This window comes from Bacillus thermozeamaize (assembly GCA_002159075.1).
GTDB lineage: Bacteria > Bacillota > Bacilli > ZCTH02-B2 > ZCTH02-B2 > Bacillus_BB > Bacillus_BB thermozeamaize.
In genome coordinates this window covers 1-24,594 of record LZRT01000113.1, presented here as the reverse complement: position 1 = coordinate 24,594, position 24,594 = coordinate 1, and the positions used below count along the sequence as shown (strand labels likewise).

Annotated in this window: 20 protein-coding genes and 1 pseudogene; 3 read left to right on the top strand and 18 right to left on the bottom strand. The window is 58.5% G+C overall.

Translation table 11 applies throughout. The features are described 5' to 3' along the window. Nucleotides 1-172: 172 nt before the first annotated feature. The 11 genes from BAA01_10045 to BAA01_09995 all read right to left on the bottom strand — a co-directional run bounded on the left by BAA01_10045 (nucleotide 173) and on the right by BAA01_09995 (nucleotide 10,354). A complete protein-coding gene (locus BAA01_10045; protein OUM85042.1) occupies nucleotides 173-826 on the bottom strand; it encodes a hypothetical protein in 654 nt (217 codons plus the stop codon). 158 nt (nucleotides 827-984) lie between these two features. Continuing rightward, the gene (locus tag BAA01_10040) at nucleotides 985-1,185 is read right to left on the bottom strand and encodes a 50S ribosomal protein L31 (protein OUM85041.1); all 201 of its coding nucleotides are present in this window, start codon (nucleotides 1,183-1,185) and stop codon (nucleotides 985-987) included. A 238-nt stretch (nucleotides 1,186-1,423) separates the two neighbouring features. Further along, nucleotides 1,424-2,698, bottom strand: a complete 1,275-nt coding sequence (locus tag BAA01_10035) for a transcription termination factor Rho (protein OUM85069.1) — start codon at nucleotides 2,696-2,698, stop codon at nucleotides 1,424-1,426. Nucleotides 2,699-2,887: 189 nt separating this feature from the next. Continuing rightward, complete coding sequence (locus BAA01_10030) at nucleotides 2,888-3,889, bottom strand: fructose-1,6-bisphosphatase, class II (GenBank protein OUM85040.1); 1,002 nt, start codon at nucleotides 3,887-3,889, stop codon at nucleotides 2,888-2,890. 52 nt (nucleotides 3,890-3,941) lie between these two features. Then, the gene (locus tag BAA01_10025; protein OUM85039.1) at nucleotides 3,942-4,613 is read right to left on the bottom strand and encodes a hypothetical protein; all 672 of its coding nucleotides are present in this window, start codon (nucleotides 4,611-4,613) and stop codon (nucleotides 3,942-3,944) included. A 64-nt stretch (nucleotides 4,614-4,677) separates the two neighbouring features. Continuing rightward, nucleotides 4,678-5,958 (bottom strand): UDP-N-acetylglucosamine 1-carboxyvinyltransferase, encoded by a 1,281-nt coding sequence (locus BAA01_10020; protein ID OUM85038.1) that lies wholly within the window; start codon nucleotides 5,956-5,958, stop codon nucleotides 4,678-4,680. 18 nt (nucleotides 5,959-5,976) lie between these two features. Next, nucleotides 5,977-6,624, bottom strand: coding sequence for a fructose-6-phosphate aldolase (locus BAA01_10015; protein ID OUM85037.1), 648 nt, complete (start codon nucleotides 6,622-6,624; stop codon nucleotides 5,977-5,979). 35 nt (nucleotides 6,625-6,659) lie between these two features. Then, complete coding sequence (locus BAA01_10010) at nucleotides 6,660-7,514, bottom strand: fructose-1,6-bisphosphate aldolase, class II (GenBank protein ID OUM85036.1); 855 nt, start codon at nucleotides 7,512-7,514, stop codon at nucleotides 6,660-6,662. Nucleotides 7,515-7,536: 22 nt separating this feature from the next. After that, the gene (locus BAA01_10005; GenBank protein ID OUM85035.1) at nucleotides 7,537-7,932 is read right to left on the bottom strand and encodes a two-component system response regulator; all 396 of its coding nucleotides are present in this window, start codon (nucleotides 7,930-7,932) and stop codon (nucleotides 7,537-7,539) included. 239 nt (nucleotides 7,933-8,171) lie between these two features. Then, nucleotides 8,172-9,785: a CTP synthase gene (locus tag BAA01_10000; protein ID OUM85034.1), complete on the bottom strand. Its 1,614-nt coding sequence runs from the start codon at nucleotides 9,783-9,785 to the stop codon at nucleotides 8,172-8,174. Nucleotides 9,786-9,895: 110 nt separating this feature from the next. Continuing rightward, the gene (locus BAA01_09995) at nucleotides 9,896-10,354 is read right to left on the bottom strand and encodes a DNA-directed RNA polymerase subunit delta (GenBank protein OUM85068.1); all 459 of its coding nucleotides are present in this window, start codon (nucleotides 10,352-10,354) and stop codon (nucleotides 9,896-9,898) included. 195 nt (nucleotides 10,355-10,549) lie between these two features. On the opposite strand from BAA01_09995, the gene BAA01_09990 reads away from it, so the two are divergent. Further along, a complete protein-coding gene (locus tag BAA01_09990) occupies nucleotides 10,550-12,295 on the top strand; it encodes an AMP-dependent synthetase (protein ID OUM85033.1) in 1,746 nt (581 codons plus the stop codon). A gap of 230 nt (nucleotides 12,296-12,525) precedes the next feature. On the opposite strand, the gene BAA01_09985 is transcribed toward BAA01_09990, so the two are convergent. The 7 genes from BAA01_09985 to BAA01_09955 all read right to left on the bottom strand — a co-directional run bounded on the left by BAA01_09985 (nucleotide 12,526) and on the right by BAA01_09955 (nucleotide 23,398). Further along, nucleotides 12,526-15,885: a methylmalonyl-CoA mutase gene (locus BAA01_09985; protein OUM85067.1), complete on the bottom strand. Its 3,360-nt coding sequence runs from the start codon at nucleotides 15,883-15,885 to the stop codon at nucleotides 12,526-12,528. 74 nt (nucleotides 15,886-15,959) lie between these two features. After that, on the bottom strand, nucleotides 15,960-16,604 hold the full coding sequence (locus BAA01_09980) for a TetR family transcriptional regulator (GenBank protein ID OUM85032.1): 645 nt from the start codon (nucleotides 16,602-16,604) through the stop codon (nucleotides 15,960-15,962). A 117-nt stretch (nucleotides 16,605-16,721) separates the two neighbouring features. Continuing rightward, nucleotides 16,722-17,687 carry a GTPase gene (locus BAA01_09975; GenBank protein ID OUM85031.1) on the bottom strand — a complete coding sequence of 322 codons (966 nt, stop codon included), beginning with the start codon at nucleotides 17,685-17,687 and terminating at the stop codon, nucleotides 16,722-16,724. A gap of 6 nt (nucleotides 17,688-17,693) precedes the next feature. Further along, nucleotides 17,694-18,839, bottom strand: coding sequence for an acyl-CoA dehydrogenase (locus BAA01_09970; protein ID OUM85030.1), 1,146 nt, complete (start codon nucleotides 18,837-18,839; stop codon nucleotides 17,694-17,696). Nucleotides 18,840-18,894: 55 nt separating this feature from the next. After that, nucleotides 18,895-19,749 (bottom strand): 3-hydroxybutyryl-CoA dehydrogenase, encoded by an 855-nt coding sequence (locus BAA01_09965; protein ID OUM85066.1) that lies wholly within the window; start codon nucleotides 19,747-19,749, stop codon nucleotides 18,895-18,897. A gap of 28 nt (nucleotides 19,750-19,777) precedes the next feature. Continuing rightward, on the bottom strand, nucleotides 19,778-20,977 hold the full coding sequence (locus tag BAA01_09960) for an acetyl-CoA acetyltransferase (GenBank protein ID OUM85029.1): 1,200 nt from the start codon (nucleotides 20,975-20,977) through the stop codon (nucleotides 19,778-19,780). Nucleotides 20,978-21,292: 315 nt separating this feature from the next. Next, a complete protein-coding gene (locus tag BAA01_09955; GenBank protein OUM85028.1) occupies nucleotides 21,293-23,398 on the bottom strand; it encodes a hypothetical protein in 2,106 nt (701 codons plus the stop codon). 465 nt (nucleotides 23,399-23,863) lie between these two features. Between BAA01_09955 and BAA01_09950 the strand changes: the two genes are divergently transcribed. Both BAA01_09950 and BAA01_09945 read left to right on the top strand, forming a co-directional pair. Beyond that, entirely contained in the window at nucleotides 23,864-24,253 is a 390-nt protein-coding gene (locus BAA01_09950; protein ID OUM85027.1) for a hypothetical protein, read from the top strand. Then, nucleotides 24,204-24,594 (top strand): annotated as a pseudogene (locus tag BAA01_09945) (transposase). Before BAA01_09950 ends, BAA01_09945 begins: the two are co-directional and overlap by 50 nt.

The following is a 24,594-nucleotide window of genomic DNA, read 5'->3' as shown; positions in this document are numbered from 1 at the left end:
AATCCCTCGAACCGCGGGCAAGGGCGGCAGCCGCAAGACGGCCAATCCCTGAGACAAAAACATGCCGCACCCAGCAAACAAAACATGCCGGACGCAGGAAGATCTTGCCGCTTCCTCGTCCGGCACCTTGCATAGGAGGTTCCGTTGATCTGCTGTTTGTTGATGATGGGGTTTATCGAACCGGGGCGCGGTGCGTGCGAGCCTCAGCCATCCGGTCGTCAATCACGCCCAGCTGGTTGCGGTAATCATCCACCGGCCTGCCGCCGCGCAAGCCGTTGTCGATTTCCCTGAGCTGACCGAACAGATCGGCGTCGGACGTCACGACAACATGATAGCGGGGTGCCACGCGGCTGACGTGCCTGGCCACCTGATCCTCAACGGCGTCGGCCTGCCGGCGGTTCACCCGGGTATTCAGATCCAGCCCGACATATGCCGTCCCGCCGACAATCACTGCGGTGGCATTGTTGACGCCATTGACTTGTGCGGCCGCCTTGGCAATCCGGTCCGCATCCTGGAAGAAATTATTGACATTATTGCGGTTTCGTCCGTAATAAAGGTTCGGGTTGGCATTGGTAAACCCTTGCATGCCGTCATCGGGGTACGCGGTCCGGTCAGGGGCTGGCGTAAAGGGACGTCGCACGTTGTCATAGCGGTTATTGACCCGGCTGAAATCGTCCTGCCGCATCGGCGTTCCATTCGGAGCCTGGCGGTATTGATTGGGGGCCACATCCTGATCGGGAGCGGGACGGGCTGCCGGCGCACAGGCGGCCAACGTCAGCGACGTCGTTGCCGCCACGCCAAGCATCAGCATTTTTTTGCTCAGCATAGATCCACCTCCTAGAGGTAGCATGTCCGGGAGGCGGATCAATATGCCTTCCAATGATGCCTTCCGTTCTTCCATGATGCCTTCCGTTCTTCGCATAACCAGCAGGGGTTCCAAACAGGACAGCTCCCGCAAAGCGCGGGAGCTGATCCTGAAACAGGTTATTTGATGTTGTATTTCCTCTTGAAGCGTTCCACACGGCCACCCGTGTCGACAAACTTCTGCTTCCCCGTGAAGAAAGGATGGCACTCCGAGCAAATCTCGACCCGCAGGTTCTCCTTCACCGAACCGGTTTCAAACGTGTTCCCGCAAGCACAGGTCACCGTCGTCACTTTGAATTCGGGATGAATGCCTGTTTTCATCTGTTCCACCTCGCTTGCCCTGCTTCCCTAACCTGAAGCAGAGTAAAATTCGTCAATGAAAATGGACGGTCAAAAAAGACACGTGGTTATTGTATCACCACCCGGTCCCGATATGCAAGGGGAAATCGCTGCCACCACCGGCAGGAGGAGCGCCCTGCAGAAGATCCCCCCTTAAAGGAACGCCTGCCCGCGCCCGGGAGGTTAACCGGTTCTTGACAAGTTAGCCGGTCTTGATGAGTCAGCCGGTCTTGACAAACGGATCCTGAGAAGCTGTGAGGTTTGCCAAAAATTCCTCGTTGCTCTTGGTCGCCCGCAGGCGGCGAAGCAGCTGCTCCGTAAATTCATACGGATTTTCCGCGGCCATCGCCCGCCGGAGAGCCCAGACCTTTTCCAGGTGTTCCCGCGGCAGCAACAATTCTTCCCGCCGCGTTCCTGACCGGTGGATGTCGATGGCCGGAAAGATCCGCCGCTCCGCCAGCCGCCGGTCCAGGTGAAGCTCCATATTTCCGGTCCCCTTAAACTCCTCATAAATCACGTCGTCCATGCGGGAGCCCGTATCGACCAGAGCCGTGGCCAAAATGGTCAAGCTGCCTCCTTCCTCGATGTTCCGCGCTGCGCCGAAAAAACGCTTCGGCCGGTGAAAGGCAGCCGGATCGATGCCCCCCGACAACGTCCGGCCGCTGGGGGGAATCACCAGGTTATAAGCGCGGGCCAACCGGGTGATGCTATCCAGTAAAATCACCACATCCCGTTTGTGTTCGACGATCCGCTGGGCCCTCTCCAGCACCAGTTCCGCCACCTTGATATGGTGCTCCGGCAACTCGTCAAACGTGGAACTGATCACCTCGCCTTTGACCGAACGCTGCATGTCCGTGACCTCTTCAGGCCGTTCGTCGATCAATAAAATAAACAGTTCCACATCCGGATAGTTGGTGGCGATGCTGTTGGCGATTTCCTTCAGCAGGACGGTTTTGCCGGCTTTTGGAGGTGCGACGATCAAGCCGCGTTGGCCCTTGCCGACAGGCGCCAGCAGATCGATGATGCGGGTCGATAATTTATCCGGAGATGTTTCCAGAATGAAGCGTTCTTGTGGATGGAGGGGTGTCAGGGAAGCGAAGTGAAGCCGTTTCGCGGCGTTTTCGGGGTTTTCGCCATTTACTGCCTCCACTTGCAGGAGACCAAAATACCGCTCATTTTCTTTCGGAGGCCGAACTTTTCCGGATACCAAATCGCCGGTTCGCAAATCGAAACGCCGGATCTGTGAAGCGGAAATGTAGATGTCCTCATTGCTCGGAAGATAATGAAGCGGTCGCAAGAATCCAAACCCTTCAGGGAGGATTTCCAGGACCCCTTCCATGAACATCAGTCCATCCTGCTCCGCCAGTGAGCGCAGAATGGCAAAAATCAATTCTTTTTTCTTCATTTGACCATAATATGGAATCTTTAATTCTCGCGCCAGTTCATAGAGTTCGGTCAGTTTCTTGTTTTCCAGTTCGCCTAACGTCATCCGCATGCTCCATTCAATGCATTCTTTTAAAACGTGCTTGTAATCCGGATTTATGCTTTCTATACTTTTCTTAATCAATAGAACTTCTTTTATCAATGATCTTCTCTTATCAATGATGATGATATTTATCGATGATGCCGATCATTCCTGGATATCGATCATTCTTGCCGAATTTGCTCCGATTAAACCCAACGGTTAGCTGGAAGACCCCAGCTGGCTGGGATCCAGCCCATCCGTAAACACCAAATTGAGTTTGCGATCGAGGCGGTGTTTGCCCAAAATCCGGCGCACGGTGCCCGTTTTGGCCCGCATCACGATCGACTCCGTCGTCGCCTCCCTGCCGCGGAAGCGAACGCCTTGCAACAGTTCGCCGTCGGTGACGCCCGTCGCCGCAAAGATGGCATCATCCCCCTTGACCAGATCATCCATGCGCAGAATCTGCTGCGGATCGGCGATGCCCATCTTGATACAGCGCTCCCGTTCCTGTTCGTTTTGCGGCAGGAGACGCCCCTGGATTTCCCCGCCCAGGCATTTCAGCGCCACAGCCGCCAGCACGCCTTCCGGCGCTCCGCCCGTGCCGAAGAGAATATCCACGCCCGTATCTTCAAAAGCGGTATTGACGGCGGCGGCCACATCGCCATCCCCGATCAGCTTGATCCGGGCTCCGGCAGCGCGGATTTCCTCAATCAGTTTTTGATGCCGCGGCCTGTCCAGGACAACGGCCACAAGATCGGATACATCCCGGCCCAACGCGCGAGCCACCGCCTTCAGGTTATCCGCCACGGGAGCATCGAGATCCACATGGCCCGCCGCTTTCGGACCCACCGCAATTTTTTCCATGTACATATCGGGTGCGTGCAGGAGATTTCCCCGTTCCGCGATCGCCACGACGGACAGGGCATTCCAGCCGCCGTTGGCGACGATGTTGGTTCCTTCCAGGGGATCCACCGCAACGTCCACTTCCGGAGGATATCCCATCCCCAGCCTTTCTCCGATGTACAACATGGGCGCCTCATCCATCTCGCCCTCACCGATCACGACGGTCCCCCGCATCGGGATGGTGTCGAACACGGCCCGCATCGCTTCGGTGGCGGCGCGATCGGCCTCGTGTTTGTTCCCCCGGCCCATCCAGCGGGCGGCAGCCAGTGCGGCAGCTTCCGTCACCCGAACCAATTCCATCGTCAAACTTCGTTCCATGCTGCTCCTCCTCTGTCTCACCTTTTCAGTATATCACGTCATATATCCCGTTTCACCCTCTGCTGACCCGTGCTTTTTTCGCCGTCTCCCCAAGGGTGCCCGGATGGCGGGCCACACCAAGATACAGCAGCAAGATACCGACAAGTTCGCTCAACGGGAGAAAAACGGCCAGCCCCGCCGCAGCCAGACGGCCGCCGATGCTCATCACCAGAGCGCCCAAAAAGATGAAGAGGTTGCCCCAATAGCGGGTGCGGACAAACGAATACAGGCTGACAACCAGCAAAACAATCCCGCCAACGCCGGAAAGCCAGAAACTGTATTGCCGCACCGATTCCGGCATCGCGCTGCCCCCCACGGTCAGGCCAGCAGCCGGCAAGAGATCCTCCTTCACCTGCGCAGGGATGATTTGCAGCAGCATCAGGAGACTGGTCACGACCACATAGAACAAAAAGAGGTTTCCAATCGCCCTTCGTCGCAGCAGGAACACCGAACCGCTGGCCAGCACCGGCACCAGCACGATGCCCGTATAATAGTACACCTTGTAGATGAACGGCGACCAGCCGAAGACCATGGCAAACCATTCCACAAAGGCAGCCAGCGTAAAAAGAGCCAACCCGCTCGCATAAGCCAGCTGGTGGGCCTTTCGCTTTTGCAGATACTGCCGGGTCATGTCAACTGTCAGGAACAAACTGGTCAGTGAAGCCAAAAGCGGGATGACCCACATCCTCCGCGCACCTCCAGAAGCGAGCAGCTGTCATCACGTCTTCCGATCCTCGCAACTCTAGCAACTAGCTATCCTCGCCATCAGCGGACTGGCTCCTCAGGCGCCGCATGTCCGCGCCCAGGGCAGCGAATTTCTGTTCCAGCCGCTCATAGCCACGATCCAGATGGCCGGGATTGGCCACTTCGGTCACACCCTCTGCCACCAGGCCGGCAATCACCATGGCCGCCCCGGCGCGCAGATCGCTTGCCTGAACCCGCGTCCCTGTGAGCGGCGTCCGGCCCCTGACCACTGCCGTCCGGCCCTCGATTTGAATCGAGGCGCCCATGCGAAGCAACTCCTCCACATGCTTGAACCGCGAAGCGAAAATGTTGTCGGTGACCATGCTGATGCCTTCCGCCTGCGTCAGCAGGACGGTAAAAGGCTGCTGCAGGTCTGTGGGAAATCCCGGATATGGAAGCGTCTTCACATCCACCTGGCGAAGCGTCCGCCCGCTGGCAACCAGTTGCACGCGTTCGGCGTCCCACTCCACCTGCGCCCCCATTTCGCGCAGTTTGGCCAAAACGGCATCCAGGTGTTCCGGGATGATGTTCTCCAGGCAGACCTCGCCACCCGTGGCAGCGGCGGCAATCAGATAGGTCCCCGCCTCGACGCGATCCGGGATCACGTCATGGCGGCAGCCCTTCAAGTATTTGACACCTTCGATTTTGATCACATCGGTGCCGGCTCCCGTAATCCGGGCCCCCATGGCGTTCAGCAAGGTGGCCAGATCCACCACTTCGGGTTCCTTGGCCGCATGTTCCAGAATCGTCGTCCCTTTGGCCAGCACGGCGGCCAGCATCAGGTTGATCGTGGCTCCGACGCTGACGACGTCCAGGTAGATGCGCGTGCCGGTCAGCCGTTTGCCTACCAAGCGCAGGCACCCGTCATCGAAAGCCACCTCTGCGCCCAGCGCCTGAAAGCCCTTGATGTGCTGGTCGATGGGGCGCGGACCGAGCGCGCAGCCGCCCGGAAGGCCCACGATCGCCTCGCCGAAACGAGCCAGCAGCACCCCCATCAGGTAATAGGAAGCGCGCAGCCGCTTGACCAACCCATTCGGCAGCGGCTGATTCCCCAGCTTGGAAGGATCGATCTGCAGCATGCTGCCCGTCCTTTCCACCCGTGCCCCCAGATTCTCCAGCAACAGCCGGTACGTGTGAACATCCTGAATCTGCGGCACCTGATCCAAGATCACCGGAGAATCAGCCAAAAGCGCGGCCGGCATCAACGCAACCGCGCTGTTTTTGGAACCACTGATCGAAATGCTGCCCTTCAGGGGCACCCCGCCGCGGATGACCAGTCGATCCATTCGATGCCCCTCCCCGCATCAAGGTTTGGGGACCTTCTCCCAATCGGCCAAAAACCGTGCAATCCCCTGTTCCGTCAGGGGGTGGTGAAGCATTTGCCGGATCACATGATAGGGAATCGTGGCAATATGTGCCCCGGCCCGAGCCGCCTCCGTCACATGGATCGGATGGCGGATGCTGGCTGCAATGATCTCGGTCTCGATCCGGTGCAACTCGAAGATCTCCGCGATGTCCCGAATCAATTGCAGGCCGTCGTAACCGATATCATCCAGCCTGCCGATAAACGGCGAGACGTAACTCGCACCGGCGCGCGCCGCCATCAGCGCCTGGTTGGCCGAAAAGATCAGCGTCACATTGGTGCGGATTTTTTTCTTCGACAGCATCTTGACCGCCTTCAGCCCCTCACCCGTCATCGGAATTTTGATGACGATGTTCTTCGACAGGGCGGCCAACGGCTCCGCTTCGGCCACCATTTCCTGCGCCTGCGTGCTGACCACTTCCGCGCTGATCGGCGCATCCACAATGTCGGCGATCTCCTTCAGGGTCTCGATAAAGTTGCGGCCCTCTTTGGCGACCAGGGATGGGTTGGTGGTCACGCCAGAGAGAATCCCCATTTCATACGCTTCGCGAATTTCCTCGACGTTGGCGGTGTCAATGTAAAATTTCATCGGCTTGCAGCCACTCCTTTAGGTGCATGGTTATTCTAAGCCTTGCCATTGGAGCCGAACAGGCGGATCTTGCTGCGGACCACTTCTTTCATGGCCTCCTTGGCCGGTCCCAGGTACTTGCGCGGGTCGTAGACCTTCTCATCCCGGGCAAAAATCTCCCGGATCGTCTTCGTCATCGCCACCTGGTTCTCCGTGTTGACGTTGATCTTGCCCACGCCCAGCGCAATCGAACGGCGAATGGCCTCATCCGGAACGCCGGAACCGCCATGCAACACGATCGGCACATCAATTTGGGAGGCTACCTCCTGAATGATTTCATACCGGATGCGCGGCTCACCCTTGTACATCCCGTGGGCCGTGCCGACCGCAATCGCCAGGCAGTCCACGCCCGTCTCCCGCCAGAAGCGAATCGCTTCCTCGGGTTTGGCCAGCATCGCGTCTTCCTCATCGACGGACAAATCATCCTCGACGCCGCCAATCGTCCCCAGCTCGCCTTCCACCGAGACCCCTACCGCATGGGCTGCCTCCACCACTTTTTTGGTGAGCCGGATATTTTCCTCCAGGGGCAGGTGCGAACCGTCAAACATCACGGAAGTAAAGCCGGCCCGAATGCACTTCATGACGATCTCAAAACTGCTGCCGTGATCCAGGTGCAGGGCTATCGGCAGGCCGGATTCTTCGGCAGCCACGCGGGCCATCGCGACCGCGTACTCCAGCCCCATATATTTGATCGCGCCTTCACTCACGCCAAAGATAAAGGGCGATTGTTCCTCCATGGCCGCTTCTGTGATGGCTTTCGTAAATTCCAGGTTGTTCATGTTGAATTGTCCGACGGCAAAGCCTTCCGCCTTGGCACGCGGCAAAAACTCCGTCATCGGCACCAAAGGCATGTTTCATCGCTCCTTTCCGCATTCAGGCATGAGTATGTGTCGACTCGGCGGCATGTGCTGAGGCAAACCATTCACGCACGGATTCCCGCAATTTATCGATGTCAAAGGGCTTTGTAAAATAAGTCTTCACGCCCAAACGGGTCGCCTCTTTTATCATATCCAATTCTCCGTATGCTGTCATCATGAATACCTGCACATCGGACGGACGTTTGCGAATCGACCGCAGAATATCCAGGCCGTTCATCCCCGGCATCTTCATATCCAGGATGACCAGTTCCGGTTTCACTTCGTCAAACAGTTGCAAGGCTTCCTTGCCGCCGGACGCCTGGTAGGTTTGGTACCCATCCAGGGACAACACTTCGTGAAGCAACATCCGCACGCCAAACTGATCGTCAACCACCAAGATTTTTTTCGACATCGATCGACAAAACCCTCCTTCATATCAGCGGATTGCAGCCGGTATTTCCACCAAACGCCGCCAAAAATGACTATCCTGACGATGCGCGCATCTTCATTCTCTTTGTCTTAATTCTCTTTTTCTTGCATATTTCCTGCAAACGCCGCGGAAAAGACCCGGCCGAGACAAAAAAAGCCCGGAAAGGATCCCTTCCGGGAGACCCTTCCGGACATCTCAAGCCCAGGGCATCTCCAACGCGTTCAATGAACCGGCTGGCGTTCCCGGCAGCATATCGCCGCCCGGACGAACTCGCGAAACAGGGGATGCGGACGGTTTGGGCGGGAAGTGAATTCCGGGTGAAATTGCGTCGCCACGAACCAGGGGTGATCGGCATACTCCATAATCTCGGCCAGGCGGCCGTCGGGAGAGAGCCCGGTGACCCGCAACCCATGCTTCTCAAATACCTCTTTGTACTGAAGGTTGAACTCATAGCGGTGGCGATGCCGCTCCGCAACCTCTTCCGTCTGGTAGGCCTGGCTGGCCAAAGAACCGGGAAGCAGGCGGCAGGGATAAGCCCCAAGGCGCATCGTCCCGCCGAGCATTTCCCCGCTCTGGTGAGGCAGCAAATCGATGACCGGATGCGTGGTATCCGGGTCCATTTCCACGCTGTTGGCATCCTCCAACTTCAGGACATTGCGCGCAAACTCCACACAAGCCAGCTGCATCCCCAGACAAATCCCGAAAAAGGGAATGCGCATCTCCCGCGCATACTGAATGGCCAGCAACTTGCCTTCAATGCCGCGGCGGCCAAACCCTCCCGGCACGAGGATGCCATCCACCCCCTGAAGCCGCTCGCGCAGGTTGTCCGACGCCAGGTCTTCCGAGTTGACCCACTCAATCTCCAGTTTTTTCCCGTGGAAAGTGGCCGCGTGGTAGAGGGCTTCGTTGACGCTCAGGTAGGCATCCTTGAGCGAGACATACTTGCCGACGATCGCAATCCGCACCTGGCCATCCAGATGTTTCATCCGCTCCACCATCTGCCGCCACTCTTCCATCCGGGGCGCGCCGGCCGGCAGGCCGAGATGCCGCACGATAAATTCGTCCAGCCCCTGTTGCTGCAGCATCAACGGCACCTCGTACAGGGTTTCCGCATCCCGCGCCTCAATCACAGCCTCCGGATCGATGTCGCAAAACAGCGCCAGCTTGCGTCGCAGCTCCTCATTCAACGGCTGTTCGGTGCGGCATACCAGCACATGCGGCTGGATGCCGATGCTCCGCAACTCCTTGACGCTGTGCTGCGTCGGCTTGGTTTTCAATTCACCGGCCGCGGCCACATAGGGAATCAGCGTGACGTGAATGTACAGCACATTTTCCCGCCCGACATCCGACTTCATTTGCCGGATGGCCTCCAGAAACGGCAGACTTTCAATGTCGCCGACCGTACCGCCGATCTCGGTAATCACCACATCCGGATTGCCTTCCTGTTCCGCCAGGCGAATCCGCTCCTTGATCTCGTTGGTCACATGCGGGATCACCTGGACCGTTCCCCCCAAGTAATCGCCGCGCCGCTCCTTGGCCAGGACGGCAGAATAGATTTTCCCGGTGGTGATGCTGCTGTTTTTTGTCAGATGAATGTCGATAAACCGCTCATAATGTCCCAAATCCAGATCCGTCTCCGCACCGTCGTGCGTGACAAACACTTCCCCGTGTTGATACGGGCTCATCGTCCCCGGATCCACATTGATATACGGATCAAACTTCTGAATCGTGACGTTCAGTCCCCGGTTTTTCAACAGGCGTCCCAGGGAGGCAGCAGTAATCCCTTTTCCGAGCGAAGAAACGACGCCGCCTGTAACAAAGATGTACTTGGTCATTCTGGATACTCCTTCCAAAAAAATAAACAGACCCCCTGAACCAGGGGGCCTGTAACGTTCATTTAGCCCGTTGATAGTATAGCCAAAGCGGCCACCCTTGTCAACGGGGATCAGAAATCTTCCTCTTCGTCCAGCTCATCGTCCAGTGGAAGCTCATCCTCATCCTCCAGATCCAGGTCCTCGTCTTCACCCAGATCGACGATTTCCTCTTCCAGATCCTCCTCCAGGATCATTTCTTCCTCTTCATCCACTTCCAGTTCCTCATCCTCCGCCAAATCCAGGGACAAAATGTCATCCTCCGTCGACTCGAACGGATACCAGTGTTTCAGCCCCCAAAGATTCTCGCCCACACAGGTAAACCTTCCGTCCACGTTCAGATCGGTATAGAACATCGCCAGAAGTTGTTCGATCGATTCCTTTGGGTAACCCTTGATCTGGGCCACATGCTGCACCAAATCGTGAAATTTCTTCGGTTCCTTGGTTTCTGCCAGCCACTGGTAAGCCAAATCGACAAAGGACATCTCCTCTGTATCCAGCGCATAGGTTTCCTTCAGGTTGGCCTCAGTCATCCATGCACCTTCCTTTTCACGTTCAAGCCGTTCTCTATCCTCCATTTACATGCACATTGTACTGATGCCGCATGGCGGTGTCAAATGCCGGTTGTTTATTTATCTTGGCCTTTTCATGCTGGAAAAATGCTCCTGACGGTGTATAATTGTAACCAAAATATCGAAAATTTTTTGCGGAAAAGGAGGTTGCAGAGCATGATACCAAGTCCGGAAGAACGCCGGCAACGTCTCACGTCGCGCTTTCCCTCCTGGCCGCGCCGCACCCTGGGCGCCCATTTTCGCGTCCATTGCCGGGAGTTTGCGGAGCGACCCTATTTGATCGCGTCCGATCGCATCTACACGTATCGGGAAACCTGGGAGCGGTGCTGGACCGCAGCCAAGGCACTGCTGTCCTTGGGCGTCCGGCGGCGTGACCACGTGGCCATTTGGCTGGCCAACGAGCCGGAATATGTGTTTCTCAAATTGGCCGTGGCATTGGTGGGGGCCGTGGCCGTCCCCCTTAACACCCTCCTGCGCGAGGAAGAGATGGGGTATATGCTGCGCCAGTCCGACAGCCGTTGGTTGTTCGTCCACCAGACGGCAGCCGGCAACCGCCTGGAGGCGATGGCGGCGAGATGGCTTGCGCGCATGGAGCAGGAAGAGGGTTTCACCCTGAACGGAGCGGTGTGCATCCAAACGTCCGGCGAGTCACCCGAGCCGCGCTTTCTCACTTGGAACGCCTTTCTCGAAATGGCGTCCCAGGTGGACGATGAGGAGCTGGAACAGCGGATGCGCGCGTCAGAATACCCGGATGAGGTGAGCGATATCATCTATACGTCCGGGACCACGGGGCTTCCGAAGGGCGTCATGCTGACCCACGACATGTTTTTGCGCTGCGCCTTCAGCACGGCGCTCAGCCGGGCATTTGAAGACGGGCGGCGGGTGTTCACACCGCTGCCGTTTTATCACGTTTTCGCCTACGTCGAAGGCCTGCTTGCCGTCTCTTTCGTGGGCGGCGCCGTGATCTTCACGTCCCAGTTCCATCCCCGGGAAACCCTTGCCTTGATCGAACGGCATCGCGCCACCGATTTCCTCTGCGTCCCGTCGATGCTCGTGGCCATCCTCAACCACCCGGAACGGAACCGGTACGATCTGAGTTCGCTGCATGCGCTGATGTGTGCCGCCGCACCGGCACCGGTGCCGATTTGGGAGCGAACCGTCCAGGAGCTGGGCGTCAAGGAAATCTGCACGGGCTACGGCGGCACCGAGGCGACGGCCTCCACGGTACACACCGAAGTGGGCGATCCCATCGAGGTCATCGCCACGCGGGTCGGCCGCATCAAACCGGCCGGTGCCTCCGGCCTGCCCGAGTTCGGGGGCGCCAACGTCCAATACAAGGTGGTCGATCCCGAAACCGGCGAGGATCTGCCGGAGGGTTCCGTCGGCGAATTGACGGTGCGGGGAAACACCGTCACCCGCGGCTACTATAAGAAACCGGAAGAGACCGCCGCGGCCATCGACAAGGACGGCTGGTTCCGCACCGGGGACCTCGGGCGGATCGACGAAAAAGGATATATCGAGTTTCTCGGCCGCAGCAAGGAAATCTACAAAGTCTCCGGCGAGAACGTCTCCCAGAAAGAAGTGGAGGAGGTCATTTCGCGTCATCCCGCCGTCAGCCAGGCCTACGTGGTCGGCGTGCCCGATCCCTTGACGACGGAAACCGGAGCGGCCTTCATCGAGCTCAAGCCCGGCGCATCGTGCACCCGGCGGGAGATCATTCAGTGGTGCCAAGACCATTTGGCAAAGTTCAAGGTCCCCCGCCACGTCTGGTTTGTCGAACCGGGAAGCTGGCCGATGACGGGCACGGGCAAGATCCAAAAGTTCCGTCTGGAAGAGATGGCCCGGGAAAAGCTGCGACAAAGCCCCTCCCCTGCCTCCTCCGAGGAAGAAGAAAGCGCGTGAGGGGCGAGAACGCCATCGCTTGAAAGGAAAAATCTCTCGCAACGGAAAAATTCACTTGAAAGGGAAAATCACTGGAACCAAAATCACTGGAACCAAAATCACTGGAACCAAAATCACTGGAACCAAAATCACTGGAACCAAAATCACTGGAACCGCAAAAAAGGGCTGTCCAGGAGCCGTCACCGGGCTCCTTCGGACAGCCCCTCCGTTTTCTTGCCCGTTTCGCCGTCTCACATGTTGCGCCGGTACTGCCCGCCCACTTCATAAAGGGCGCGGGTGATTTGCCCGAGGCTGGCGCAGCGGACCGTCTCCATCAGTTCGGCGAAGATGTTGCCTCCTGCAAGCGCCACCTCCTGCAGCCGCCGGAGCGCTTTTTCCGCCTCTTCGCGGTGCGCCTCCTGGAAAGCTTTCAGCCGCCGGATCTGCAGCTCCTTCTCCTCGCGCGTGGCCCGGACCAGCTTGGGCGGCTTTTTCTCCTCCGCTTCCGGGTTGGGGTTCAGGAAGGTGTTGACGCCGATGATCGGCAGCTCGCCGGAGTGTTTTTTGCGCTCATACAGCATCGACTCCTCCTGAATCTTGCCTCGCTGGTACTGGGTCTCCATCGCCCCCAGCACGCCGCCCCGGTCGCTGAGGCGCTGAAACTCCGCCAGCACCGCCTCTTCCACCAGGTCGGTCAGCTCCTCGATGATAAAGGAACCTTGCAGCGGATTCTCATTCTTGGCCAGTCCCAATTCCCGGTTGATGATCATCTGGATGGCCATCGCCCGGCGCACCGACTCTTCTGTCGGCGTCGTCAGCGCCTCGTCATAGGCGTTGGTGTGCAGCGAGTTGCAGTTGTCGTAGATGGCCATCAGCGCCTGCAGCGTGGTGCGGATGTCGTTGAAGGCCATCTCCTGGGCGTGCAGCGAACGGCCCGAGGTCTGGATGTGATACTTCAGCTTCTGGCTGCGTTCGTTGGCGCCATAATGATGTTTCATCACCTTGGCCCAGATGCGCCGCGCCACCCGCCCGATCACGCTGTACTCCGGATCCAGGCCGTTGCTGAAGAAGAAGGAAAGGTTGGGTGCAAAGTCGTCCACCTTCATCCCGCGGCTGAGGTAATACTCCACATAGGTGAAGCCGTTGGCCAGGGTGAAAGCCAGCTGGGTGATGGGATTGGCCCCGGCTTCCGCAATATGGTAGCCGCTGATGCTCACCGAGTAGTAGTTCCGGACCTTGTTCTGGATGAAGTACTCCTGGATGTCGCCCATCAGCTTCAGGGCGAAGTCAATGGAGAAAATGCAGGTGTTTTGTCCTTGATCCTCTTTCAGGATATCGGCCTGCACGGTGCCCCGGACGTTTTGCAGGGTGTACGCCTTGATCCGTTCGTATTCCTCTTGGTTCGGCTGTCTGCCGTGCTCGCGGACGAACTTCTCCACCTGCTGGTCAATCGCCGTGTTCAGGAACATTGCCAGGATGATCGGCGCCGGACCGTTGATGGTCATCGAGACGCTGGTCATCGGATCGCAGAGGTCAAACCCGTCATACAGCCGCTTCATGTCCTCCAGCGTGCAGACGCTGACCCCGCTTTCCCCCACCTTGCCGAAAATGTCGGGCCGCCAGTCGGGATCCTCCCCGTACAACGTCACCGAATCGAAAGCGGTACTGAGCCGCTTGGCCGGATCGTCTTTGGAGAGGAAGTGGAAGCGCTTGTTGGTCCGCTCCGGCGTCCCTTCGCCGGCAAACATCCGCCGCGGTTCCTCGTCGGTGCGCTTCAGCGGAAAAACGCCGGCCGTATAGGGATAGTATCCAGGCAGGTTCTCCTTCAGGCACCAGCGCAGGATCTCCCCCCAATCCTCGAATTTCGGCAGGGCGACGCGGGGAATCCGCGTTCCCGCAAGCGAAACCGTGTACAGGGGCTGACGGCGCTCTTTGCCGCGCACGACGGTGACCAGCTCGTCCTGCTGGTACTGCGCCTTGATGCGGGGCCACTCCTCGAGAATGCGCCGGCATTCGGGATGAAGCTGGGCCTCCAGCTGCTGGATGCGCCGCCGGATCAGCTGCAACGCCTTCTGCACGTCTGCCGCATCTTCTCCCGCGCCTTCCGCAGGCACGTCTGACAGTTCCGCCTGGACCGCCTGCTCCGCCTGTTCCTCCAGCGCCTGCAAGCTGCCATGGAGCTGGTACAACTGGCGGGCGATGGCCACCTGCTCTTCCACAAATTTTTTCTCCTGTTTCAAGGTTTGCACGATTTCGCTGAGGTAATTCTGCCGTTCAGGCGGAATGATGGTCATCCGGCCAACCGGCGAACTCACCGCCGCAAACCGCGACTCCCACCGCTCGCCGGTCAGCTCTTCCAGCTCCGCCAGCAGCGCATGATAGAAACGGGTGGTGCCGGGATCGTTGAACTGGCTGGCAATCGTCCCGTAGACCGGCAAGGCTTCGTCCGGAACCTCATAGGGAATCCGGTGGTTGCGCCGGTATTGCTTGCGCACATCCCGCAGGGCGTCTTCGGCCCCGCGCCGGTCAAACTTGTTGATCGCCACCAGGTCGGCATAATCCAGCATCTCGATTTTTTCCAGCTGCGAGGCGGCGCCATATTCGCTGGTCATCACATAGACGGAACGGTCGGCCAGCTGCACCACCCGCGAGTCTGCCTGCCCGATGCCGCTGGTTTCCAGCAGGATCAGGTCAAAGCCGGCCGCCTGGACGATTTTAAGCGCATCTTGCAGCGCATCGCTGACCTCCACCCCGGCCCGCCGCGTGGCCAGACTGCGCATGTAGACATTGGGGTGGTGAATCGCATTCATCCGGATGCGATCGCCCAAAAGGGCCCCCCCGGTGCGTTGCTTCGAAGGATCGACGGAAAGGATGGCCACCTTCTTCTCCGGAAAGTCGTACAGGAAGCGGCGCACCAGCTCGTCCGTCAGCGAACTCTTGCCCGCCCCTCCCGTTCCGGTCAGCCCGATCACAGGGGCCTTGCCCATTCTCTTTTGCTGCAGGCGGGCAAGCAGATCGGGCCATGAAACGGCCTGTTCCCCTACCTTGATCTCCTGTCCCGCAGCCGCCTCCTCCGCCAAGGTGATCAGCCGGGCGATCGTCAGCGTCTGCTCCGTATCCAGCCGTTCCAGCTCCTCCTCCGTGACCCCCGGCGTGGGGAAGTCGGTCTGCTGCAGCATGTAGTCGATCATTCCCTCAAGGCCCATGCGCATGCCGTCTTCCGGGGAAAAGATCTTGGCGATCCCGTAAGCCTCCAGCTCCGCAATCTCGTGCGCGACAATCACGCCGCCTCCGCCGCCGAAAATCTTGATGTGCCCCGCCCCCAGCTCCTGCAGGCGGTCATACATGTACTTGAAAAACTCCATGTGTCCCCCTTGATAGGAAGAGACGGCGATTCCCTGGACATCCTCCTGAATGGCCGCCCGCACGATCTCCTCCACCGAGCGGTTGTGTCCCAGGTGGATCACCTCCGCCCCGGAATCCTGAAGGATGCGGCGCATGATGTTGATCGAGGCATCATGGCCGTCAAACAGGCTGGCCGCCGTGACGAATCGGATCGCATGCTTTGGCCGGTAACGCTGCCTGGCCGCATGGTCAGCAGGAGCTGACACACTCCGGCGGCTCCACGGTTTTTGTTGCGGCGTTTCCGGTTTTTGTTGCTGTGCATCCGGCTGCATCACCATGCTCACGGTTCCTCTCTCCTTTCATCCGGTTTTTTGGGCAAAAGCAGCGACAACTGGTGCTGCGTGTAACTTTCCAGAGTATACCGCCTGCGCAGTGCCCAGCGCCGGAATGCCCACATCTCTCCGAGGACGATGATGTCATGGGCAAAGAGCGGGATGTTCTCCTCCGGCACCGACAAGGTTCCGTCTTCCAGGCCGCGGCGGAGGATGTCGGCAAAGATGGCCGTGATCTCCTCCTCCCGCTGCAGGACGTGGCGCAACGCCTCAGGCGCGAGGGACTGCGCTTCCTGATAGATGAGGAGCACCTCCCCCTGCATTTCATCCATCACCTGGAAATAAGCGGTGATTGCCTTCTCCAGGGTCCGGCGGGCGGTATCACCGGCGGGCAGCATCTCACGCAACCGCTCCTCCACACGGTCGTGGATGTACTGGCAGACGAGATACAGGACGTCTTCTTTCGATTCAATATATTCATACAGCGTGCCGATGCTAAAGCCGGCCTCGCGGGCAATCTCTCGCGTCGTCGTTTTGTGGAACCCTTTATCCTGAAACAGTTTGACGGCGGCAGCCACGATTTGCCGCCTGCGCTGCTGGACTAACTCCGGATCCTTGACGGTGGACTGCACCGTAACCGGTTTGTGGGGCAATGTCTTCTCTCCTTTCCGAGCGAGCGTTCGTTCATATAGGTTGGAAAAGGGATGAACAGGAATTTTCCTGTCAATCCCTGAACCGCAACCCGTCGTTGAACGGGTGCCCATGGGCTCTCAACCCAGCTCCAGACGGCCCAAAAGCTGTTCGGCTACCTGCCTGGCGGCTGAATAAGGATCGCGTTGCCGGGTACGAACCTCTTCAATGCAAGACAATTCAGGAACCAACTGCTCCAGCCTGGCGGAAATGTCACGCAGGATCAGCTCCCGGGCAATCTCCACCACCTCTTCCGCGGCCTTTTGGCTGCGCCGCTCATCCCACAACCTGCTTTCCTGCAGATAGCGGACATGCTCCTCGGCCGCCTCCCAGATCTCGCCGATGCCCCGGTCCTCCTTGCTGCTGGCCTTCACCACCGGAGGGCGCCAAGCCGCCTCTTTCCTGGAAACGTCCAGCATCTCCTCGATCTCGGCCACCACGTTTTCAGCGCCGGGCAGATCGGACTTGTTCACCACAAACAGATCCGCGATTTCCATAATCCCTGCCTTGAAGGCCTGGACCACATCGCCCGCCCCCGGATGCAGGACGACACAGACGGAATCGGCCACATGCATGACATCCAGTTCCGATTGCCCGACGCCAACCGTCTCCACCAGGATGACGTCACAGCCGCAGGCATCCAGGATGCGGATCACTTCCCTGCTGGAGCGCGACAATCCGCCCAGGTTGCCGCGCGTTCCCATGCTGCGGATGTAGACACCCGTGTCGGTGGCGTGCCGCACCATCCGCACCCGATCCCCGAGCAGGGCACCGCCGGTATAGGGGCTGGTCGGATCCACCGCCAGCACCCCGACCTGCTTGCCCTGCCCGCGCAGGTATTGGATCAGGCGATCGACGAGGGAGCTCTTCCCTGCCCCGGGGCTGCCGGTGATGCCCAGCACGTAAGCCGTCCCGGTATGCGGATACAAGGCTTCAAGGAGGGGCAACTTGATCGGATCCTCGTTTTCCACCAGGCTGATGGCGCGCGCCACACTGCGCTTGTGCCCGGAGAGGATCTGACGGACAAAAGCCTGCAATTCGGTCATCGCGGTCTATTGCCCCTTCAAGAGGTGGTTGGCAATCACGATCCGCTGAATCTCGTTGGTCCCCTCATAAATCTGCGTGATTTTGGCGTCACGCATGAACCGCTCCACCGGATATTCCTTGGTGTACCCGTATCCGCCAAAAATCTGGACGGCTTCCGTCGTCACTTCCATCGCCACATCGGCGGCGTACATCTTGGCCATCGCCGACTGCTTGCCGTACGGCAGGCCTTGCTCCTCCCGCCACGCCGCCTGATAGGTCAGAAGACGGGCCGCCTCAATCTTGGTGGCCATGTCGGCCAGTTTAAACTGGATCGCCTGGTTTTTCGCGATGGGACGGCCGAACTGCTGCCGCTCCTGCGCGTAGGCCAGGGCATGGTCAAACGCCCCCTGGGCGATGCCTACGGCCTGGGCCGCAATGCCGTTGCGCCCGCCGTCCAGCGTCCGCATCGCAATCTTGAACCCTTCGCCCTCCTGTCCCAGCAGGTTGGCCGCAGGAACCCGGCATTCTTCGAAAATCACTTCCACCGTCGTTGAGGCACGGATGCCCATCTTGTTCTCGTGCTTGCCAAACTTCAGGCCCGGCATCCCCTTTTCGACGATAAAGGCGCTGACGCCGCGGTGTTTCTCCTCCAAGTTGGTGCGGGCAAACACCACATACACTTCCGCCTCTTCGCCATTGGTGATGAAGATTTTGCTGCCGTTGAGGATGTATTCGTCCCCCTTGCGCACAGCCGTGGTCTGCATCGCCCCCGCATCGGAACCGGAACCCGGTTCGGTCAGGCAGTAGGCACCCAGCAGACGGCCTTCAGCCATTGGCTTGAGGTACTTCAGCTTCTGTTCCTCCGTGCCGAACGTGTAGATTGGCCAGCTGGCCAGGGAAACGTGCGCGGAAAGCGTGACGCTGACGGAAGCGTCCACACGCGACAGCTCTTCCACCGCAATGCAATAGCTGACAAAGCCGGCGTCGGACCCGCCGTACTTTTCCGGCCAGGGAATCCCGGTCAGCCCCAGCTCCCCCATCCGCTCAAACAGCCTGCGCTCAAAACGGGCCGCCTCGTCCCGCTCGGCAGCGCCGGGAGCCACCTCGGTCTCGGCGAATTCCCGCACCATCTTCCGCATCATCTCTTGTTCTTCCGTCAATTGGAAGTACATGGCATGTCTCCTTTCGCTCCATGACTGTTCGAAAATCGTTCCTACATGCAGACGGTTACTGCTCGTAGACGTAAAAACCGCGGCCCGTCTTCCGTCCCAGCCATCCGGCGCGCACGTACTTCCGCAGCAGCGGGCACGGACGGTATTTCGGATCGCCGAACCCTTCGTACAGGATCTCCATAATGGAGAGGCAAGTGTCCAGACCGATAAAATCGGCCAGTGTCAGCGGGCCCATCGGATGGTTCATGCCCAGCCGCATCACCTGGTCGACCGCTTCCGGTTCGGCGATTCCTTCGTACACCACCCAGATGGCCTCATTGATCATCGGCAACAGGATGCGGTTGGAGACAAACCCCGGAAAATCCTTCACTTCCACCGCCGTTTTCCCCATCTTCACCGCCAGATCGTACGTCGTCTGGTACACCTCGTCGGACGTGGCCAATCCGCGAATGATTTCCACCAGTTGCATGACCGGCACCGGATTCATAAAGTGCATCCCGATCACTTTTTCCGGCCGCTTGGTGGCCGCGGCAATCTCGGTAATCGGCAGGGAAGAGGTGTTGCTGGCCAAAATGGTTTCCGGCGGCGTGATGGAATCCAACTTTTGGAAAATCTCCCGCTTGATGTCCAGGTTTTCCGTCGCCGCCTCAATCACCATCTGGCTGTCGCGGGCATCTTCCAGAGCGGTGGTCAGCGTGATCCGGCCCAGCACCTGCTGCATCTGTTCCTTGCTCAGGCGTCCCTTTTCCACCTGCCGCGACAGATTCCGCTCGATGGTCAGGTATCCCCGCTTGGCATACTCTTCCTTGATGTCATGCAGCACCACATTGATCCCGCTGACCGCCGCCACCTGGGCAATCCCGCTGCCCATCTGGCCCGCGCCCACCACCGTCAGTTGCTGTACTTCCACGATGCCATTCTCCCTTCCTTTTGTCCCTTCATTTTGAATCATCCACTTTGACCAAGACGGCGTCCCCTTGTCCGCCGCCGCTGCAGATGGCCGCTATCCCATAGCCCCCGCCGCGGCGCCGCAGCTCGTAAATCAAGGTGCCCAGAATGCGGGCGCCACTGGCGCCAATCGGATGGCCGAGGGCCACCGCCCCGCCGTTGACATTCACCTTTTCCGGATCCCAGGGCGTGATCTTCTGACAGGCCAGGACCACGGCGGCAAACGCCTCGTTCACCTCAAAGCGATCGATCTGCTCCAGACCGAATCCGGTCTGCTTCAGGAGCTTCTGGATGGCATAAGCAGGCGCAATCGGGAAATAGGCTGCCTCCACGCTGACCGCCGCATGGGCGACAATGGTCGCCAGCGGCTCGCTGCCAAGCTCCCGCGCCCGCTCCCGGGAAGCGAGCACCAGTGCGGCCGCGCCATCGTTGACCCCCGGCGCGTTGCCTGCGGTAATGGTCCCTTCCGGGTCAAAGACCGGCGGCAGTTGGGCCAACTTTTCCAGGCTGGTGTCCCGGCGGGGAGCCTCATCCTCGGCCACGACCGTCTGCGCCCCCTTTTTCCCGGCCACTTCCACCGGCACAATCTCCTCCGCCAGCTTGCCGCTCTCCATCGCCGCAATCGCCCGCTCGTGGCTGCGCAGCGCCCACTCATCCTGCGCCTGCCGGCTGATGCCGTACTCCCGCGCGATGCGGCTGCCGTGCACCGCCATATGCACGCCGTCGAACGCGCACTCCAGCCCGTCATGGATCATCAAGTCATACACCCGGTCGTGTCCCATCCGCATCCCCCAGCGGGCACGCGGCAGGGCAAAAGGAGCATTGCTCATGCTCTCCATGCCGCCGGCCACGATGAGCTGGGCATCGCCGGCGCGAATGATCTGATCACCCAGGGTGACGCTGCGCAGGCCCGACGCACATACCTTGTTCACCGTCTCCGTCGGCACCTCCCAGGGGATGCCCGCCTCCCTGGCCGCTTGGCGGGATGGAATCTGGCCCGCGCCTGCCTGGACCACCATCCCCATGATCACTTCCTCCACCTGTTCGCCGCTCACCCCGGCCCGGCGCAGCGCTTCCTTGATCGCCATGCCGCCCAGCCGCGTCGCCGGCAGGCTGCTCAAGCTGCCGCCAAAACGGCCGAACGGCGTCCTGGCCGCACTGAGAATCACCGTCTTCCCCGTCTCACCCATCTCCGGCTCCTCCTCTGCCACTCATGATCTATCTTGCATCTTGCTTGCATCTTGCCTTTGTCGATGATCTTGCCTCTGTCGTTTCTTGCATGTACCTGCATTCCGAGCGAGCGCTCGCTTGATTCTCTCTTGATTCTATTATATCGAAAGGTTGAACATTCGGCCAGTGTATTTTTCCGCTTTTTTTTGCGATTCTTGCGGCTAAACGTTTTCAAAGAAACGGCAAACTCGCAAACAAAAAACGAGGATGCCCCTCTGCAGCGGCTGCCGAGGGACACCCTCCTGCTTGCGTTTGGACTGCCGGTCTGTGCCGGATTACAGGGTCATGGCCAGGATCTCCACCACGTCCATGGTTTGCACCTTGTCCTCGACCTCTTTGGCCTTGGTTCCGTCCGAAATCATCGTCATGCAGTACGGGCAGGCCGTTCCGATCATCGTCGGGTTGACCTCCAGCGCCTGTTCCGTACGGGCCACGTTAATCCGTTTGCCTTCTCTCTCCTCCAGCCACATCAAACCGCCGCCGGCACCGCAGCACATGCTGTCGGAACCGTGACGCTTCATCTCCACCAGCTCCACGCCGGGGATGGACTGGAGAATCAGGCGCGGCGCATCATAGACACCGTTGTAACGGCCCAGATAACACGAATCGTGGTAGGTGATCCGCTCCTTCAGCTCCTTGGTCGGCTTGATCCGGCCTTCTTCCAGCCACTTGGCCACCAGCTCCGTGTGGTGGTACACCTCGACCCCTTCCAGGCCAAAGTCCGGATACTCGTTTTTGAAGGTGTTGTAGGCGTGCGGATCGCAGGTGACGATCTTCTTCACGTTGTACTTCTGGAACAACTCGATGTTTTCCATGGCCAGCTGCTGGAAGAGGAACTCGTTGCCCAAGCGGCGCGCCGTGTCGCCCGAGTTCTTCTCCTCATTGCCGAGGATGGCGAAATTGATGCCCGCCTTGTTCATCACCTTGATAAAGGCCTGGGTGATCTTCTGGCTGCGCTTGTCATAGGAGCCCATGGAACCGACGAAAAAGAGATATTCGAAGTCCGGGTTTTCCTTGACGGTAGGCACCTTCAGATCGTCGCCCACCTCATCCAGCCAGGCGGCGCGTTCGTTGCGGTTGAGACCCCACGGGTTGCTCTGCCGCTCGATGTTCTGGAAGACGCGGGTCGCCTCGGCCGGCATGGACCCTTCGGTCATCACCAGATAGCGGCGCATGTCGATGATCTTGTCCACATGCTCGTTCATCACCGGGCACTGATCCTCACAGTTGCGGCAGGTGGTACAGGCCCACAGCTCCTGCTCGGTGATCACGTCGCCGATCAGTTGAATCGTGTATTCAAAGGCCGGCGCTTGCCCCTCTGCCGCCTCCGCGGCCGCCGCCTCCTGCGCCGCCAGGGCGTTGGAGCCCGAAACCATCACCGGCGTGCCCGGGTTAAACAGGTTGCCCGGCATGAAGGCTGTCCGCGAGGTGACCGCCTGTCCCTTTTCCGTCAGGTGATCGCGCAGCTTGACGATCAGATCCATCGGCGAGAGCATCTTGCCCGTGCCGGATGCCGGACACATGCTGGTGCAGCGTCCGCACTCCACGCAGGCATACAGGTCGATCAGCTGCTTTTGCGTAAAGTCCTCAATCTTCCCGACCCCGAACGACTCCGCATTCTCGTCCTCGAAATCGATCGGTTTCAGCTTGGCCGGCGGATCGAGCCGCTTCAGGTAGACGTTGATCGGCGCGGCGATCAAGTGGAAGTGCTTGGACTGCGGCACGTAGACCAGGAAGGTGAGCAGCGTCAGGGTGTGCACCCACCAGAAGATGTAGAACCCGACCGCGGCGGCCGTCGTGCCCGCCAGACCGGCAAACGGCAAGGTAAGCAGAGAAGAAAACGGCTCAAACGCGCTCGGTTCGTGACCCAGCCAGAGGTTCTTGAAACCGATGCTCAACAGTTCGGAAAACATCAGGATGGTCAGGAACCAGATCACAAGCCCTGAACGCCAACCCCGCTTCAGGCGCGGCAGTTTCTCCCCATACCGCCGGTACCACGAGTAAGCCACGGCGAGAATGACGAGAAACACCGTGATCTCCTGAAAGAGGCTGAAATAATGATGCGCCGGGATCGGCAGCCGCCACTCCGGAGCGAACCCTTGACCAATCAGCTCGATGGCACCGAGCTGGATGATCAAAAAGCCGTAAAACAGGATCACGTGCATGATACCGCTTTTGGTGTCCTTGAGCAGCTTCTTCTGGCCAAACACGTTGTTCAGCACCAGGTTCACCCGCTGCCCCACATCTTTTCGAAAGTCGGCCGGCTTGCCCAGCTTGACAAAGGTGTAGCGGGCATACACCACGCTGGCAAACGCATAGAGGGCAAAACCCAGAACCGCCATGAAGGCAGCCAGATTCAGCAATTCCAGCGTGTTCTGCATGGTCATTTCCCCCCCGTTTCTCCCAAAATTGCTCTACTCTCTCATCTCTTTAGACAATCAAAATAAAAACGGCATAAAAAGAATGGCATAAAAAGAGTGGTATCAAAAGAAAATTTTAACATCAACACTTATCATGCCCTCATCGTTTGAAGCCGCTCCCATGGTTTAAAGCCCTCATCCGGCCATGGATTGCCTGCCATGCTGATGATGCGCCGGCCTTTGTCTGCGGTTTCATGAACAAGCTTCAGCAATTATAACACAGAAGCAAGACAAAAGTGAATAGAGATTCAATGCATGTTGTTTCCCATTAAACATGTCGTTTATTACTTTTTGCTTTCATTATACCATAGGCGCTCCGAAGAGGCTTCCGCTTTGCCTTCGCCGCAATGCTTCATCCATTGAGCAATATCAGTCAAGATCTCCTGTTTCATGTGAAGTACCCTATAAACAAAGGAGGTGAAACCGGTGCACGACCAACACATCCTGCAAAAAGCGATTGGTTACATTGAGGATCACTTGCATGAACCTCTTACTCTGGAAATTGTGGCTTCTAATGCCGGTTTTTCCAAGTACCATTTCCATCGCGTTTTCCAGAAGGAAACCGGCATGACAATAGGGGACTACATACGGCTCAGAAGGCTCGCCAAGGCTGCCAGCATGCTCCTTTATAAAACCGGGGAGGGTCTGGGAGGGGCAATAAAACCCAGGTCCTTTAGGTGTGGGATACATGGACATCTCCCAGCAAACATTTGTTCCGTCTTCTTCTCCCATGGTATCATAAGGACAAGGAAAGAAGGTGGAACAAATGCACAAAGCGTACCATTTTCGCATCTACCCAAACAGGATGCAACGTGAACTCATCCATAAGACGTTCGGATGTTGCAGGTACGTCTTCAACCACTTCCTCGCCAAACGGAAGGAAGTGTACGAGGTGAAAGGCAAAACGCTTGGGTATAATGCCTGTTCTGCCCTGCTGACCATTTTGAAAAAGGAACTGGAGTGGCTAAAGGAACCGGATGCCACGGCGTTGCAGACGGAACTTCGGCATCTGGATGATGCCTTCAAGCGCTTCTTCCAGGAGAAAAAGGGTTACCCACGCTTCAAAAGCCGGAAGAATCCGGTGCAATCCTACACATCCAAAAACAACAAGGGAACCATCGCCATCCAAGGAAACCGGATTCGTCTCCCAAAACTGG

What these genes read in the sequence shown, in the direction of transcription:
- BAA01_10045 (OUM85042.1), bottom strand. Translation starts at nt 826, where the DNA reads ATGCTGAGCAAAAAAATGCTGATGCTTGGCGTGGCGGCAACGACGTCG.
- BAA01_10040 (OUM85041.1), bottom strand. Translation starts at nt 1,185, where the DNA reads ATGAAAACAGGCATTCATCCCGAATTCAAAGTGACGACGGTGACCTGT.
- BAA01_10035 (OUM85069.1), bottom strand. Translation starts at nt 2,698, where the DNA reads ATGCGGATGACGTTAGGCGAACTGGAAAACAAGAAACTGACCGAACTC.
- BAA01_10030 (OUM85040.1), bottom strand. Translation starts at nt 3,889, where the DNA reads ATGGAACGAAGTTTGACGATGGAATTGGTTCGGGTGACGGAAGCTGCC.
- BAA01_10025 (OUM85039.1), bottom strand. Translation starts at nt 4,613, where the DNA reads ATGTGGGTCATCCCGCTTTTGGCTTCACTGACCAGTTTGTTCCTGACA.
- BAA01_10020 (OUM85038.1), bottom strand. Translation starts at nt 5,958, where the DNA reads ATGGATCGACTGGTCATCCGCGGCGGGGTGCCCCTGAAGGGCAGCATT.
- BAA01_10015 (OUM85037.1), bottom strand. Translation starts at nt 6,624, where the DNA reads ATGAAATTTTACATTGACACCGCCAACGTCGAGGAAATTCGCGAAGCG.
- BAA01_10010 (OUM85036.1), bottom strand. Translation starts at nt 7,514, where the DNA reads ATGCCTTTGGTGCCGATGACGGAGTTTTTGCCGCGTGCCAAGGCGGAA.
- BAA01_10005 (OUM85035.1), bottom strand. Translation starts at nt 7,932, where the DNA reads ATGTCGAAAAAAATCTTGGTGGTTGACGATCAGTTTGGCGTGCGGATG.
- BAA01_10000 (OUM85034.1), bottom strand. Translation starts at nt 9,785, where the DNA reads ATGACCAAGTACATCTTTGTTACAGGCGGCGTCGTTTCTTCGCTCGGA.
- BAA01_09995 (OUM85068.1), bottom strand. Translation starts at nt 10,354, where the DNA reads ATGACTGAGGCCAACCTGAAGGAAACCTATGCGCTGGATACAGAGGAG.
- BAA01_09990 (OUM85033.1), top strand. Translation starts at nt 10,550, where the DNA reads ATGATACCAAGTCCGGAAGAACGCCGGCAACGTCTCACGTCGCGCTTT.
- BAA01_09975 (OUM85031.1), bottom strand. Translation starts at nt 17,687, where the DNA reads ATGACCGAATTGCAGGCTTTTGTCCGTCAGATCCTCTCCGGGCACAAG.
- BAA01_09970 (OUM85030.1), bottom strand. Translation starts at nt 18,839, where the DNA reads ATGTACTTCCAATTGACGGAAGAACAAGAGATGATGCGGAAGATGGTG.
- BAA01_09960 (OUM85029.1), bottom strand. Translation starts at nt 20,977, where the DNA reads ATGGGTGAGACGGGGAAGACGGTGATTCTCAGTGCGGCCAGGACGCCG.
- BAA01_09955 (OUM85028.1), bottom strand. Translation starts at nt 23,398, where the DNA reads ATGCAGAACACGCTGGAATTGCTGAATCTGGCTGCCTTCATGGCGGTT.